At 71.8% G+C, this 14,920-nt stretch carries 13 protein-coding genes; all 13 read left to right on the forward strand.

Features of this window, described 5'->3' with window-relative positions; all coding sequences use genetic code 11:
- Positions 1 to 373: 373 nt before the first annotated feature.
- The 13 genes from mraZ to HCT63_RS18650 all read left to right on the forward strand — a co-directional run bounded on the left by mraZ (position 374) and on the right by HCT63_RS18650 (position 14,740).
- Positions 374 to 805 carry a division/cell wall cluster transcriptional repressor MraZ gene (gene mraZ, locus HCT63_RS18590; RefSeq protein WP_167008385.1) on the forward strand — a complete coding sequence of 144 codons (432 nt, stop codon included), beginning with the start codon at positions 374 to 376 and terminating at the stop codon, positions 803 to 805.
- A gap of 221 nt (positions 806 to 1,026) precedes the next feature.
- Complete coding sequence (gene rsmH / locus HCT63_RS18595; protein ID WP_167008388.1) at positions 1,027 to 1,977, forward strand: 16S rRNA (cytosine(1402)-N(4))-methyltransferase RsmH; 951 nt, start codon at positions 1,027 to 1,029, stop codon at positions 1,975 to 1,977.
- Entirely contained in the window at positions 1,974 to 2,429 is a 456-nt protein-coding gene (locus HCT63_RS18600) for a cell division protein FtsL (RefSeq protein WP_167008391.1), read from the forward strand. The genes rsmH and HCT63_RS18600 overlap by 4 nt, the downstream gene beginning before the upstream one ends.
- On the forward strand, positions 2,426 to 4,165 hold the full coding sequence (locus HCT63_RS18605) for a penicillin-binding protein 2 (protein ID WP_167008394.1): 1,740 nt from the start codon (positions 2,426 to 2,428) through the stop codon (positions 4,163 to 4,165). Before HCT63_RS18600 ends, HCT63_RS18605 begins: the two co-directional genes overlap by 4 nt.
- Before the next feature lie 21 nt (positions 4,166 to 4,186).
- Positions 4,187 to 5,737: a UDP-N-acetylmuramoyl-L-alanyl-D-glutamate--2,6-diaminopimelate ligase gene (locus tag HCT63_RS18610; RefSeq protein ID WP_167008397.1), complete on the forward strand. Its 1,551-nt coding sequence runs from the start codon at positions 4,187 to 4,189 to the stop codon at positions 5,735 to 5,737.
- Positions 5,734 to 7,164: a UDP-N-acetylmuramoyl-tripeptide--D-alanyl-D-alanine ligase gene (gene murF, locus HCT63_RS18615; protein ID WP_167008401.1), complete on the forward strand. Its 1,431-nt coding sequence runs from the start codon at positions 5,734 to 5,736 to the stop codon at positions 7,162 to 7,164. Before HCT63_RS18610 ends, murF begins: the two co-directional genes overlap by 4 nt.
- Positions 7,161 to 8,225: a phospho-N-acetylmuramoyl-pentapeptide-transferase gene (gene mraY / locus HCT63_RS18620; RefSeq protein ID WP_167008404.1), complete on the forward strand. Its 1,065-nt coding sequence runs from the start codon at positions 7,161 to 7,163 to the stop codon at positions 8,223 to 8,225. Before murF ends, mraY begins: the two co-directional genes overlap by 4 nt.
- Positions 8,222 to 9,688, forward strand: coding sequence for a UDP-N-acetylmuramoyl-L-alanine--D-glutamate ligase (gene murD, locus HCT63_RS18625; protein WP_167008407.1), 1,467 nt, complete (start codon positions 8,222 to 8,224; stop codon positions 9,686 to 9,688). The genes mraY and murD overlap by 4 nt, the downstream gene beginning before the upstream one ends.
- A gap of 40 nt (positions 9,689 to 9,728) precedes the next feature.
- Positions 9,729 to 11,000 carry a putative lipid II flippase FtsW gene (gene ftsW, locus HCT63_RS18630; RefSeq protein WP_243843119.1) on the forward strand — a complete coding sequence of 424 codons (1,272 nt, stop codon included), beginning with the start codon at positions 9,729 to 9,731 and terminating at the stop codon, positions 10,998 to 11,000.
- Between the two features lies 1 nt (position 11,001).
- Complete coding sequence (gene murG / locus HCT63_RS18635) at positions 11,002 to 12,105, forward strand: undecaprenyldiphospho-muramoylpentapeptide beta-N-acetylglucosaminyltransferase (RefSeq protein WP_167009317.1); 1,104 nt, start codon at positions 11,002 to 11,004, stop codon at positions 12,103 to 12,105.
- Positions 12,102 to 13,526, forward strand: a complete 1,425-nt coding sequence (gene murC / locus HCT63_RS18640) for a UDP-N-acetylmuramate--L-alanine ligase (RefSeq protein ID WP_167008409.1) — start codon at positions 12,102 to 12,104, stop codon at positions 13,524 to 13,526. The genes murG and murC overlap by 4 nt, the downstream gene beginning before the upstream one ends.
- A gap of 2 nt (positions 13,527 to 13,528) precedes the next feature.
- Positions 13,529 to 14,239, forward strand: a complete 711-nt coding sequence (locus HCT63_RS18645; protein ID WP_167008411.1) for an FtsQ-type POTRA domain-containing protein — start codon at positions 13,529 to 13,531, stop codon at positions 14,237 to 14,239.
- A gap of 48 nt (positions 14,240 to 14,287) precedes the next feature.
- A complete protein-coding gene (locus HCT63_RS18650) occupies positions 14,288 to 14,740 on the forward strand; it encodes a hypothetical protein (RefSeq protein WP_167008413.1) in 453 nt (150 codons plus the stop codon).
- The last annotated feature ends 180 nt before the right edge of the window (positions 14,741 to 14,920 follow it).

Genomic DNA, 14,920 nt, shown 5'->3' on the forward strand with positions numbered 1-14,920 from the left:
CCGAGGTGTCGTCGTCACTGCGGTCCTCCTCGGATCCACGCATCGGAGCGGGCGACGGCTGTCCCGGCGACCCCCCCAGGATGCCGAGACTACCCGCGCGATCAATGCCACGGGCCCCGCTGACGGCGAGGGATCGCGGTCCTCCCCACCCACGCTCCACTCTTCACCATCTCGGCGGTCCGGGCGAGGGGAATGCTGCGATCACGGGCATCGGTGGTGGCGACCCATGGTCTGCCCGGTGTCAGGGAGCGGCGGGGCGCGCCAGGGTGCAAGAACGGTTGCCGGTGGTGTGTTGTGGAGTACAGTGGCGCAAAGTGGAGCAAGCAGTCGCCGGACTCGCGCCGGCTGCGGCGAGACGGGGGGTTACGGTGCGATGTTCTTCGGCACGTACACCCCTCGCCTCGACGAGAAGGGCCGCTTGTTCCTCCCCGCCAAGTTCCGCGACCGACTCACGGAGGGCCTCGTGCTGACGAAGGGGCAGGACCGCTGCATCTACGTCTGGCCTCAGGCGAGCTTCGAGGAGTTCAGCGACCGGATCAGCAAGACACCGTTCACCAACAAGGCGACCCGCGACTTCATCCGTGTGCTCTTCTCGGGAGCCTCGGACGAGGTGCCCGACAAGCAGGGCCGCATCACCGTCCCGCCTCCGCTGCGCGAGTACGCCCGTCTGGGTCGCGACTGCGTCGTGGTCGGCGCGATGGAGCGGGTCGAGATCTGGGACGCGGCGCGTTGGTCGGAGTACTCCGACGCGCAGGAGGAGAGCTTCTCCTCGCTGTCGGAAGAGGTGATCGAGGGTCTGCTCTGAGCGGGGTCGTACGACGAGGCCTCTGGGCCGCTTGCTCCACCACCTGGCACCACTTCCCCGGTGCCAGAGGTGACTTCCCAGGGCAAGCGGCCAGGGACCTGGTCGGACGAACCACAGGCGATCGGGACGCACGGGTAGCGGCCCCGAGGCGCGACACACGCTGAACCACACGGAACGAGGGGTCGAGATGGTGGTCGGACGTCCTAGGGGGGCCGGGACGAATGGATGAGGCACAGCACGTGCCTGTGCTCTTGGAGCGGACGGTCGAGCTCCTCGAGCCCGCCCTGTCCCGCAGCGACGCGGTCCTGGTCGACGCGACGCTCGGGCTGGGCGGGCACACCGAGGCGGTCCTGACGCGCTTCACGGACGTGCACGTCATCGGCATCGACCGTGACCCGGAGGCGCTGCGGCTCTCACGCGAGCGGCTCGCGCCGTTCGAGGGCCGGGTGACGTTCTTCGAGGGCGTGTACGACGAGATCGCCGAGGCCATCGCCTCAGCCGGCCGTACGACGGTCGACGCCGTGCTCTTCGACCTCGGGGTGTCATCGATGCAGCTCGACGTCGACGAGCGCGGATTCTCCTACGCACGCCCCGCGCCGCTCGACATGCGGATGGGACGCGAGGGGATCACCGCCGCCGAGATCCTCGCGACGTACGACAAGGCCGAGCTGATCCGCATCCTGCGCGCGTACGGCGAGGAGAAGCACGCCGCACGCATCGCCGACGCGATCGTGCGTCGCCGTGAGACCGCGCCGCTGCGCACGAGCGACGAGCTCGTCGCGCTGGTCCGCGAGGCACTGCCCGCGGCCGCCATGCGGACCGGCGGCAACCCCGCCAAGCGGACCTTCCAGGCGCTGCGCATCGAGGTGAACGACGAGCTCGGCGTCCTGCGCCGTGCCGTGCCCGAGGCGCTCGACTCCGTCCACGTCGGCGGCCGCGTCGTCGCCATGGCGTACCAGTCGCTCGAGGACCGCATCGTCAAGAAGGCATTTGCCGCCGTGACGACCCTGGACGTCCCGCCGGGGCTGCCGGTCGTGCCCGAGGAGCGGCAGCCGCGGTTCAGGTCGCTGACCCGGGGCGCCGAGACGGCATCGGAGGCAGAGATCGCCGAGAACCCCCGCGCGAAGCCGGTACGGCTTCGTGCGGTCGAGCGAGTGAGGGAGGCGGTATGAGCCTCGCGCAGAACGCGCCCCGCCGCGCGCCCGTACGCCCGGCGCAGCAGCCGCGCCGCGACCTGCGGGTCGTCCCGGCACCCCGTACGGGCAGCCCTCGCGCTCCGTTCGTGCTCCTGGTCGTCACACTGCTCGCCGGAGGCCTCATCGGCCTCCTGCTGCTCAACACGTCGATGCAGAACGGCGCGTTCGAGCTCGCAAAGCTGGAGAAGAAGGCCGAGACGCTGCAGAGCGAGCACGCACAACTGGCACTGGAGGTCGAGCGGCGCTCGACGCCGGCGGCGCTTGCGGAGCGGGCGTCCGGCCTGGGCATGGTGCCCAACACCAACCCCGTGTTCCTGCGCCTGCCGGACGGCACGGTGGTCGGCGACCCGGTGCCCGCGTCGCGTGACGGCCGCGCCGCGTCCGGAGTCGGAGGACCCTCACCCGCCTCGGTGGGAGACCGCGGGTGAGCCCGGCGGTGCGGAACCGCGCGCGGTTCTGCTTCGTCGTGGTCGCGACCCTCCTCGTGGTCTTCGCTGGACGGCTCGTCCAGATCCAGGGCGTGGACGCGAACGCGTACGCGGCGAAGGCGCTCAAGGAGACGATGCAGCCGGCCGTGCTGCATGCCGACCGGGGCGAGATCGTCGACCGGGACGGCCAGCCGCTCGCGACCTCGCTCGACGCGTCGGCGATCATCGCGAACCCGCGCTTCACCTCGGAGAAGGCACCCGAGATCGCCCGTGTGCTCGCCGCGGAGCTCGATCTCGACTACTTCGACGCGCTGGAGAAGCTGCGCCGCGAAGGCACGCAGTTCGTCTACGTCGCGCGCAAGATCCCGGCTCACCAGGCGAACGCCGCGATGGCCAAGCTCACCGAGCTGGGTGTCGTCAACGGCGTCACCACCGAGCGCGACGCGGTGCGGACGTACCCCGGCGGCACCCTCGCCGCGACGCTCGTGGGGCTCGTCTCGGGGGAGACCGGCGAGGGCACCAGCGGCCTGGAGAAGCAGTACGACGAGGAGCTCACCGGCGTCGACGGGAAGGCCACGTACGAGACGTCGCCCAAGGGTGTGCGCATCCCCCTCGCGCGGCAGACGACGCGTGAGCCGGTGCCGGGCTCCGACGTGGTGACGACGCTCGACCGCGACCTGCAGTGGTACGCCGACAAGCGGTTGGCCGAGGCCGTGCGCCAGAGCGGCTCCGACTGGGGGATCGCGGTGACCGTCGACCTCGAGTCGATGCAGGTCCTCCAGCTCTCGCAGCTGCCGACCTTCGACGCCGAGGACCGCTCGACGGTCACTCCGGCGTCGATGAACAACCGCGCCGTCCAGAACGTCTACGAGCCGGGCTCGGTCCAGAAGGTCGTCACGATGGCGGCACTGGCCGACGCGGGGCTCGTGACGCCGCAGACCAAGGTCAGGGTGCCGCGCGAGCTGCGGCTCGACGGCTTCACCATCAGCGACTGGTGGGACCACGGGCGGCTCAAGCTGACCGCGACGGGGGTCATCGCGAAGTCGTCGAACCTCGGCACGATCGCGCTCGCGCAGCAGATGGACGACGCCACCCTGCACGACTACCTGACGAAGTTCGGCTTCGGACGGACCACCGGCGTCGGGCTGCCGTCGGAGTCGCGAGGGATCCTCGCCGAGCCCGAGCGGTGGTCGTCGGCGCAGCACGCGACGATCTCGTTCGGCCAGGGCATCTCGGTGACCGCGCTGCAGGAGGTCGCCGCCGTCGCCGCCATCGCCAACGGGGGCCGCTACACCGCGCCGACGCTGGTGACCGAGGTGCGCCGCGCCGACGGTACGACGGTGGACCAGGAGCCGCCCGAGAGCCGCGAGGTCGTCTCGCCGAAGGCCGCGAAGATGGTCACGACCATGATGGAGGCGGTGACCGGCCCCGACGGGTCGGCCCCGGACACCGTGGTCCCGGGCTACCGCGTGGCGGGCAAGACCGGCACCGCCTGGAGGGTCGACCCCGACACGGGACGCTACGTCCGCGGGCAGAACACCGTGTCGTACATCGGCTTCGCGCCGGCCGAGCGCCCGCGCTTCCTCACGTACGTCGTGCTCGACAACCCGCGTGGCGGGGGCTCGGGCAGCGGAACCGCAGGGCCGGTGTTCAAGGACATCATGCAGCAGGCGCTGCAGCGTTACGGCATCGCTCCGAGCGGGTCGCGAGCGCCCAGGACTCCGGTCAAGTGGTGACTCTCGATACGCTCGGCCACGATGTCTGCTGAGCCTCCACTCCCGCTCGACACCCGACCACCGTCGGTCGATCCCGTGCCGGTCACCGCACTGGCGACGACGATCGGCGGCCGGGTCGTCGGCGCACCGCCCGAGACCGTCGTGACCGGGGTCACCCTCGCCTCGTCGGACGTCCGCGTGGGTGACTTGTACGCGGCGCTGCCGGGTGCACGCACCCACGGCGCGCGCTTTGCCGCACAGGCGGTCGACGCCGGTGCGGTCGCCGTCCTGACCGACGCCGAGGGGGCCGCGATCATCGCGGACGGCCCGGCAACGGTCCCGCTGGTGGTCGTGGACGATCCTCGTACCGTCCTCGGCGCCGTGGCCGCCACGGTCTATGGCGATCCGGCGCAGCGTCTGACGACGTTGGGGATCACCGGCACCCAGGGCAAGACGACCAGCGCCTACCTCGCCGCCTCGGCGCTGCGGGCGTGCGGCGACCAGGTCGGTGCGATCGGGACGACCGGTGCCTTCCTCGGCGGGCGCCCGGTGGCCTCCGCCCTCACGACGCCCGAGGCGCCCGCTCTCCACGCACTGTTCGCGGTGATGGAGGCCCACGGCGCCGACGCCGTCGTGATGGAGGTCTCGAGCCACGCGCTCGCGCTGCACCGGGTCGACGGCGTCGTGTACGACGTCGCGGTGTTCCTCAACCTCGGGCGTGACCACCTCGACTTCCACGCCGACGTCGAGGACTACTTCGCCGCCAAGGCCGCGCTCTTCACGTCCGAGCGCGCCGCGCAGGCGGTGATCGACATCGACGACCCGTACGGACGCCGGCTCGCGGACGCGACGTCCCTGCCTGTGACGACCGTGTCGCTCGAGGGACGCGTGGAGGCGCACTGGCGCGTCGTCGCGCTGGAGACCACCGCGTCGGGGTCCCGGGCCCGCGTCGTCGGTCCGGACGAGGTCGAGCACGACCTCGTGGTCCGGCTGCCCGGCCGCTTCAACGTCGCCAACGCCCTCGCCGTCCTCGCGGCGGTGACGGCCACGGGACGAGCGGTCGAGGACGCGCTCGCCGGCATCGCCGCCTGCGAGGGCGTCCCCGGACGCATGGAGCCCGTCGACGAGGGCCAGGACTTCACCGCGATCGTCGACTACGCCCACAAGCCCGATGCGCTGCGGGCCGTGCTGTCGTCCCTGCGCGGGCTCGGTGACGGACGGTTGCTCGTGGTCGTCGGTGCCGGGGGAGACCGTGATCCCGGCAAGCGCCCCCTGATGGGTGCCGTCGCCGCCGAGCTGGCGGACGTGGTGGTCGTCACGGACGACAACCCGCGCAGCGAGGATCCGGCGACGATCCGTGCCGCGGTGCTCGAGGGAGCCCGCGAGGCAGGAGCCGCGGCCGAGCTCGTCGAGATCGGCGACCGCCGCGGAGCGATCGTCCGTGCCGTCGCTCAAGCACGTCCCGGCGACGTGGTCGTCGTGGCGGGCAAGGGGCACGAGCGTGGCCAGATCGTGGGAGACGTCGTGCACCCGTTCGACGACCGGAGCGTGCTGTCCGAGGCGCTTCGTACCCGGCTCGGGGGCGACGCGTGATCACGACCGCACTGGGACGGGTCGCCGAGATCGTCGGCGGGACTCCGTACGACGGCGAGGGTGTCGATGTGACGGCTCCCGCGACCCTGGACTCGCGTCGTGTCGAGTCGGGAGGCCTCTTCGTCGCGGTGCGCGGCGAGCACGTGGACGGTCACGACTTCGCGCCCGCTGCCTATGCGTCAGGTGCCGCCGCCGTGCTCGGCGAGCGTCGTGTCGACGGTCCCTGCGTGGTCGTGGACGACGTCGAGGCAGCGCTCGCGCGCCTCGCACGCGACGTCCGGGACCGGCTCGACGGCTGCATGGTCGTCGGCGTCACGGGGTCGCAGGGCAAGACCAGCGTCAAGGACCTTCTGGCCCAGGTGCTCGACGCGAGCGCGCCGACCGTGGCGACCGCCGGCAACTACAACAACGAGCTCGGTGTCCCGCTGACGGTGCTGCGCGCCGAGGCTGCGACCCGCTACCTGGTCGTCGAGATGGGCGCACGCGCGGTCGGCAACATCGCCGCGCTCTGTGCGATCGCCCGACCCGACATCGGCGTCGTCCTCAATGTCGGCACGGCACACGTCGGAGAGTTCGGGTCGGTCGAGGCGATCGCCCGTACCAAGGGTGAGCTCGTCGAGTCTCTCCCCGCGCACGGAGTGGCCGTGCTCAACGCCGACGACCCCGCGGCCGCCGCCATGCGGTCGCGCACGGTCGCGACGGTGCGGACGTACGGCACCACGCCGGGTGCCGACGTCGTCGCCGACGACGTACGCGTCGGCGACGACGGTGAACCCCGCTTCGTCCTGCGTGCCGACGGGCTCTCAGCCGCGGTGCACGTCCCGCTGCTGGGCGCCCACCAGGCGTCAAACGCGGCGGCTGCCACGGCTGCCGCGCTCGCTGCCGGGCTCTCGCTCGACTCCGTCGTGGAGGCGCTCGCGCACGTGACGAACCGGTCGGCCTGGCGGATGGAGCGGTCCGTCCGGTCTGACGGGCTGATGGTCGTCAACGACGCCTACAACGCCAACCCGGAGTCCGTGGCCGCCGCCCTTCGCGCGGTCGTCGCGATGGCGCACGGGAGGCGGGTCGTGACGGTGCTCGGTGAGATGCTCGAGCTCGGCGGTGCGGCGGGTGCCGCGCACGCCTCCGTTGGTAGTCTCGCAGCCGACCTCGGTGTCACCCAGGTCGTCGCCGTCGGTGTCGGTGCGCATCAGATCCATGAGGCCGCCGCGGCCGCCGGCGCTGACTCGGTGCTCGTCGACGACCTCGACGACGCGCTGGCGTGGTTGCGCGGATACCTCCGTGCGGGTGACATCGTGCTGGTCAAAGCTTCACGGGCCAGCGGTCTGGAGCGGTTGGCGGCGACGCTGCTGGCCGAGCCAGACCCACAGAGAAGAGTCGCGGACGCCGAGTCCACCAGCGACGACGAAGGGAACGACGCTCGATGAGGGCCATTCTGATCGCCAGCGGGTTCGGGCTGATCGGCACGCTGCTGGGCACGCCGCTCGCGATCCGCCTACTGGTGCGCAAGGGCTACGGTCAGCTCATCCGAGACGACGGACCGACCTCTCACCACACCAAGCGCGGCACGCCCACGATGGGCGGTCTCGTCATCATCGTCTCGGTCGTGGTCGCGTACGCGCTCGCCAAGCTGATCACCGGGACGTCGCCGTCGGCCTCCGCGCTGCTGCTGCTCTATCTCTTCGTCGGACTCGGGCTGGTCGGGTTCCTCGACGACTACATCAAGGTCATCAAGCAGCGCAGCCTCGGGCTGCGCTCCAAGGCGAAGCTGGCAGGGCAGGCGATCGTGGCTCTGAGCTTCGCGCTGCTGGCCCTGAGCTTCCCCGACGGCAACGGTCGGACGCCGATCTCCGAAGGCATCTCCTTCATCCGTGACATCCCCGGCTGGACGCTCCCGGCGGCCGTGATCGTCGTCTGGGTGCTCGTGATGATCTGGGGCACGAGCAACGCCGTGAACCTCACCGACGGGCTCGACGGCCTCGCCACCGGTGCCTCGGTGATGGTGTTCGGCGCCTACATGCTCATCAACCTGTGGCAGAGCAACCAGTCCTGCGCCTTCAACCCCGGGCCCAAGTGCTACGACGTCCGAGACCCGCTGGACCTCGCCGTCGTCGCGGCAGCTCTGACCGGTGCGTGCTTCGGGTTCTTGTGGTGGAACGCCTCTCCGGCCAAGATCTTCATGGGCGACACGGGTTCGCTCTCGCTCGGCGGTGTGATCGCCGGCTTCGCGATCATGACCCGCACCGAGATCCTGCTGCTCGTGCTCGGCGGCCTCTTCGTCATCATCACGGTGTCGGTGATCCTGCAGGTCGGCTGGTTCAAGATGTCCGGCGGCAAACGCCTGTTCAGGATGGCGCCGCTCCAGCACCACTTCGAGCTGATGGGCTGGGCGGAGATCACGATCGTGGTCCGGTTCTGGATCATCAGCGGACTGTTCGTCGCGCTCGGACTCGGCATCTTCTACTCCGAGTGGGTCAGCGGCCTGTGAGTGCGCCAGACGTCGACCGTCTCGGCCGCGAGGACTCCTGGGAAGGCGTTCGTGCGGTGGTCGCCGGGCTCGGCGTCAGCGGCTATGCGGCCGCGGACGCGCTGGTCCAGGTCGGCGCCCAGGTCACGATCCTCGACGACGGCGACACCGACCAGCTGCGCGACCGCGCCCAGATCCTCGAGGTGCTGGGCGCCGACGTCCGTCTCGGCTCCGGCGCCACGGCGACCATGCCCGACCGCGTGGACCTGCTCGTCCCGTACCCGGGGCTCCCCCCACGTACGCCCATCGTCGCCGAGGCGCTCGGGCGCGACGTGGCCGTGTGGTCCGAGCCGGAGCTGGCCTGGCGGCTGCGCGCACCCGGCGCTGCGCCATGGCTCGCGGTGACCGGCACCAACGGCAAGACCACCACCGTCCAGATGCTCGAGTCGATCCTCGCCGCTGCGGGGCTGCGCGGCCCTGCGGTCGGCAACATCGGCGTCCCGGTCACCGAGGCGGTGATGGACCCGCTCGGCTACGACGTCCTGGCGGTCGAGCTGTCGAGCTTCCAGCTGCACTTCGCCGACCGGATCGCCTGCGAGGCGTCAGCGGTCCTCAACGTCGCCGACGACCACCTCGACTGGCACGGAGGTCGAGACGGCTACGCGGCCGACAAGGGGCGGATCTACGAGCACGTCGCGCGGGCGTGCGTCTACAACGTGGCCGATCCGGCGACGGAGCAGCTGGTCCGCGCGGCCGACGTCGCCGAGGGCGCGCGGGCGGTCGGGTTCACTCTCGGCGTCCCCTCGGTCGGGATGCTCGGGATGGTCGACGATGTGCTCGCCGACAGGGCGTTCGTCGAGGAGCGCCATACGAGCGCCGCCGAGCTCGCGACGCTCTCCGACCTCGCGGGTCCCGCGGGCGAGCCTCCGGCACCGCACGTCGTCGCGAACGCCCTGGCGGCGGCTGCGCTCGCCCGGGCGCACGGCGTCGCCCCGGCCGCGGTGCGCAAGGGGCTCCGCGGCTACGAGCCAGGCGCCCACCGCATCCAGCGCGTCGACGAGGTCGAGGGCGTGACGTACGTGGACGACTCCAAGGCGACCAACCCGCACGCGGCGCTGTCGTCCCTCCAGGCATACCCCTCGGTCGTGTGGGTCGCGGGCGGTCAGGCCAAGGGCACCCGATTCGAGGACCTCGTCACGCGCGCGGCGGACCGCCTGCGGGCCGTGGTCCTGATCGGTGCTGATCGCGCGACGATCCACGAGGCGTTGCGGCGACACGCGCCCGAGGTACCCGTCGTCGAGGTCGCCGCGGGCAAGGATGTGCTCATGGATCGTGTCGTGGACGCGGCCGCAGGGTTCGCCCGGATGGGTGACACCGTGCTGCTGGCGCCAGGATGCGCGTCCTTCGACCAGTTCACGGGCTACGCCGAACGAGGGGACTCCTTCGCCGCAGCCGTGGCCAGGTACGCAGCGTCGCGGCGGTGACCTCGTCGCCCTCGACGTCGAGGAGATCGGGAGGCGCGCGGTGAGCAGGTCCGGCAGGCACTCGTGGACCGCGACCGTTCGCGAGGTGCTCGAGAAGCCGCTGACGTCGTACTACCTCGTCCTCGCCGTCTCCGCGCTCCTCGTGGGCTTCGGGATGGTGATGGTGCTCAGCGCGAGCTCGGTCACCTCGTACCAGAACAGCGGCAGCCCGTACGCCCTCGCGGCGCGGCAGGCAGGCTTCCTCGTCGCGGCGCTGGTCCTGGGCGCGATCGCCTGGCAGCTCCCGCTGCGCGTGCTGCGCTGGTTCGTCTACCCGCTGCTGCTCCTCGCGCTCGTGCTGCTCGCGCTCACCTTCACGCCGTTGGGCTACGAGGTCCGGGGCAACCAGAACTGGCTGAACTTCGGCGGACCGTTCCTCATCCAGCCCTCCGAGATCGCCAAGCTCGCGATCGTGCTGTGGACCGCCGACCTCTACGCCCGCAAGCAGCGCCTCCTGAGTGACCCCAAGCACGTGCTGATCCCGATGCTGCCGGTCACCGGCTTCGTCGCGATGCTCGTCGTGCTCCAGCGTGACCTCGGGACGGCGCTCGTGCTGTTCGCGATCATCCTCGGGATGCTGTTCGTCGCCGGTCTGCCGGGGCGCGCGTTCCTCGTCGCGCTGCTCGGCACCGCCGCCATCGCGCTCTTCTTCGTCCAGTCCAGCGACGAGCGGATCAAGCGCATCACGTCGTTCACCGACCCGTTCGCGGACGCCCAGGGCAGCGGCTACCAGGCCGCGCACGGGCTGATGGGGCTGGCGACCGGGCAGTGGCTGGGCGTGGGACTCGGCGGCAGCCGTCAGAAGTGGGGGGCGCTCCCGGGGGCCCACACGGACTTCGTCTTCGCGGTCGTCGGGGAGGAGCTCGGGCTCGTCGGGGCGCTGTCCGTGCTCATCCTCTTCGGGCTGCTCGCGTACGTGGGGTTCCGCATCGCCCGCCGTGCTCGTGACCCTTTCGCCCGCTACGCGGCCGCCGGCATCACGGTGTGGCTGATGGTCCAGACGATCATCAACATCGGCATGGTGCTCGGCATGCTGCCGGTCATCGGCATCCCGCTCCCGCTCATCTCGTACGGTGGGTCTGCACTCGTCCCGACCGTGATCGCGCTCGCCCTGCTGGCGAGCTTCGCGCGGACCGAGCCGGGGGCGGCCGCTGCCCTGCGCGTGCACCGCCGTCGACGCGGCCCGCGCACCGGTCAGCAGCCCGGGGGAGTGCAGAAACCCTCGACTCCCGCACCACGACCCGTCGGACGCACTGTCCGAGAGGAAGGATGACCTGGTGGCGCTACGCGTCCTGCTGGCCGGCGGAGGAACCGCCGGCCACACCTCACCCCTGCTGGCGACCGCGGGCGCGGTTCGCCGGCTCGCTCCCGACGCCGAGATCACGGCGCTCGGGACACCGCGTGGGCTGGAGGTGACGCTGGTGCCGCAGGCCGGGTACCCCCTCGAGCTGGTGCCGGCCGTCCCGCTGCCCCGCAGCCTCGGCGCCGACCTCCTGAAGGTCCCGGGCAAGCTGGCGGGCACGGTGAAGGCGACCGGTGAGGTGTTCGACCGTGTGCGCCCCGACGTCGTCGTCGGGTTCGGCGGGTACGTGTCGGTCCCGGCGTACCTCGTCGCGCGCAAGCGCAAAGTCCCGATCGTCGTGCACGAGCAGAACGCGCTTCCGGGTGTCGCCAACAAGCTCGGTGCGCGGTTCACGCAGCAGGTGTTCACGAGCTTTCCCGAGACCCCACTCGTCCACTCGCGCTACATCGGCCTGCCGATGCGTGAGCAGATCGCGCACCTCGACCGGGAGGCGGAGCGTGCGCGGGCGCGCGCGGAGTTCGGCCTCGACCCCGACCGCCCGACGCTGCTGGTCACCGGCGGGTCTCAGGGTGCGCGCCGGATCAACCAAGCCGTCTCCGGTGCCGCCGACGAGCTCGCCGCCGCCGGCATCCAGGTGCTGCACGCCGCCGGTCGCGTCGAGGAGGCGCAGGTTGAGCGCGCGCCCGGCGAGCCGCCGTACGTAACCCTTCCGTTCATCGAGCGGATCGACCTCGCGTACGCGGCCGCCGACGCGATCGTGTGCCGCTCCGGGGCCAACACCGTCGCCGAGGTCGCGGCCGTCGGGCTGCCCGCGGTGTTCGTGCCGCTGCCGATCGGCAACGGTGAGCAAGCCCTCAACGCGCACCCGGTCGTGGGCGCGGGGGGCGGCATCCTCGTCGAGGACGCGGCGCTGACCCCCGAGTGGGTGGCGACGGCCGTCGTCTCGCTGCTGCGCGACTCCGCTCGTCTCGAGCGGATGTCCGCGGCGGCCTCCGACCTGATGCCGCGCGACGCCGACGACGTGCTCGCCCGCGAGATCCTCGCCGCAGCCGGCTCCGAGGCGGGCCAGGGATGAGGATCGACGTCCCTTCCGTGATCGAGCCCGCAGAGGATCTCGGCACGGTCCACCTCATCGGTATCGGCGGCGCAGGTCTCTCCGCGATCGCGCGGATCATGCTCGAGCGCGGGGTGAGCGTCCAGGGCAGCGACGCCCAGGACTCGCCGACGCTGCGGGCGCTGGAGGCGGACGGCGCGGTCGTCCACGTCGGTCAGGTGGCCGACAACCTCGGCGACGCGCAGACGGTGATCGCCTCGACCGCCGTACGCGACGACAACTCCGAGATCGTCGCGGCGCGCGCGCGTGGCCTTCGCCTCTATCCGCGCTCGGCTGGTCTGCAGTCGGTGATGATCGGCCGCGACGTGGTCGCCGTCGCCGGCACGCACGGCAAGACCACGACGACCTCGATGCTCGCGACGGCCCTGGTCCGTGCCGGGCTCGACCCGTCGTACGCGATCGGCGCGCCCGTCGCCTCGCTCGGGACCAACGCCCATGCAGGTCAGGGGCAGTGGTTCGTCGCGGAGGCCGACGAGAGCGACGGCGCCTTCCTTGTCTACGAGCCGTACGGCGCGGTCGTCACCAACGTCGACGCCGACCACCTCGACGTGTGGGGGACGCCCGAGGCGTACGAGGCCGCGTTCGCCGAGTTCGTCGACCGGATCGATCCCGCGGGGTTCCTCGTGCTGTGTGCCGACGACCCGGGCGCCGCCGCGCTCGCCGTCCGCGCGCGCCGGCGAGGCCTTCGCGTCATCAGCACCGGGCTCTCCGAGGGCACCGACCTGCGCGGCGTGGACCTGCTCACCTCCGGGGGCGGCACGTCGTTCACGGTGGTCCGCGGCGACGACGAGCTCGGTCGCGTCATGCTGCAGGTGCCGGGGCAGCACTACGTCGTCGACGCGCTCGGTGCGCTCGCCGCGGCACTGGAGTGCGGGGCGACGTTCGCTGACGCTGCCGCCGGCCTGGCCGCGTACTCGGGAGCGAGCCGTCGCATGGAGCTGATCGGCGAGGGTGACGGCGTGCGTGTGTACGACTCGTACGCCCACCACCCCGTCGAGATCGCGGGCGACCTCCAGGCGGCTCGGGCCCTTGCCGGCGGTGCACGCGTGCTCGTCGCGTTCCAGCCGCACCTGGTGAGCCGGACGCGGATCTTCGGCGCGGCGATGGGCCGGGCGCTCGGTGCGGCCGACGAGGTCGTCGTGACCGAGATCTACCTGGCGCGCGAGGATCCCGATCCCGAGGTGACCGGCGCGCTCGTCCGAGAGGCGGTCGGTCTGCCCGCGGACGCCGTGCACGCCGGCGAGCCGCCGGCGACGCTCGACGCGCAGCTCGCGTCGCTCGCCCGCCGCGGCGATCTCGTCCTGCTCCTGGGAGCCGGCGACATCACGACCGTGGGCCCGCGCCTCGTGGCGCGGCTGGAGGAGAGGACCCGGACGAGGTGACGGTGACGGACCGGTTCGCTGGGAGGCGCTGGCGGGCGCGCCTTCAGCGGCTGCGTCCGTACCTCCTCGTCGCCGCCGTCCTCGCGGCCGCGGGTGGTGTGGCGTGGACGGTGCTCGAGACGCCCGTGCTGGGGGCCCACCACGTCGACGTCCGTGGTGCGAGCACCGTCGGTGCCGAGGTCGTCCGTGCGCAGGCGGCGGTGCCGGACGGCCGCCCCCTGGCGCGGCTCGACCTCGGCGCTGTCGGCGACCGAGTCGAGGAGATTCCGCAGGTCGCCTCCGTCGATGTCCGTCGCCAGTGGCCGCGTACGGTCGTGGTCGAGGTCACCGAACGCCGGCCGGTGGCGCGCCTGGCCGGGCGCAACGATGTGCGGCTGATCGACTCCGACGGCGTGGTGTACCCGCCCGCCGGCAAGCCGCCCCGCAGGTTGCCGTCGGTGGAGCTGGCGTCCGGTGCCGGCCCGCGCGCCGAGGCACTGCGGGAGGTCGCCCAGGCCGTCGCTGCGATGGACGCCGGTCTCGCCCGCAAGGTCCGCGAGGTGCGTGTCAGCAGTCGTGACGCGATCACCCTCGAGCTGCGTGACGGCGCCGAGGTCGCGTGGGGGAGCGCGGACCACGCGGAGCTCAAGGCCGACGTGCTCTCCGCCCTGCTGAAGCAGAAGGCGACGGCGTACGACGTCAGTGCGCCGGAGCGGCCGACGATCGTCCCCTGAGCGGCGCACGAATCGCGAGCCCTCGTGGGCACGAGTAGCGTGCGCGACATGAGCGTCGCCGCTCCGGGCCGGTCGGCCAACGCTGGCGCGATCGCCGTCGGGATCGCGCAGTGCGTCCTGCTGGGCCTGGCCTCGCTCGTGGTCGCCACGTGGGCGTTCCTTGAGCTGACCAAGCGTCTCGCGCTCTCGACCGACCCACTCGACTCCGAGAGGGTGCTGTTCTGGTCGCTCGTCGGCGCGGTGGCGGTGCTCGTCCTGGTGAGCGTGGCGGCGGCGATGGTGTGGCGGCGCAGAGTGCTCGGTTTCACCGTGCTCGCGCTGGCGTGGGTGCCGGCCGCGCCGCTGTGCTGGATCGCCGTGGCGTCGTACCAGGATCTTGTCGTCGACGACGCGATGCCGGGCGTGGTCGCGTTCGGGGTGGTCGCCGGTGCCGCCAACGTCGTGCTCGGGCTCCTCCTGCGCACCCCGACGTCGTCTGCGCACCCGCCGCTCGCACGCTGAGGTCCCGTCCCCGATTTGTGCACCTAACCGTGCAGTCGCTCGGGCATTCCACGGCAAAGTGCACAAATCGGGGACGTCGCGTGCTGTGGCGGCGTGTCGGCGCCGAGGGCCGTCGGTCACCCCGTAAGTTCGTCACAGAACGCCGAGGTTGACATAACTATAACCCTGAAGTAGAGGGTT

The organism is Mumia sp. ZJ430, assembly GCF_011751845.1.
GTDB lineage: Bacteria > Actinomycetota > Actinomycetes > Propionibacteriales > Nocardioidaceae > Mumia.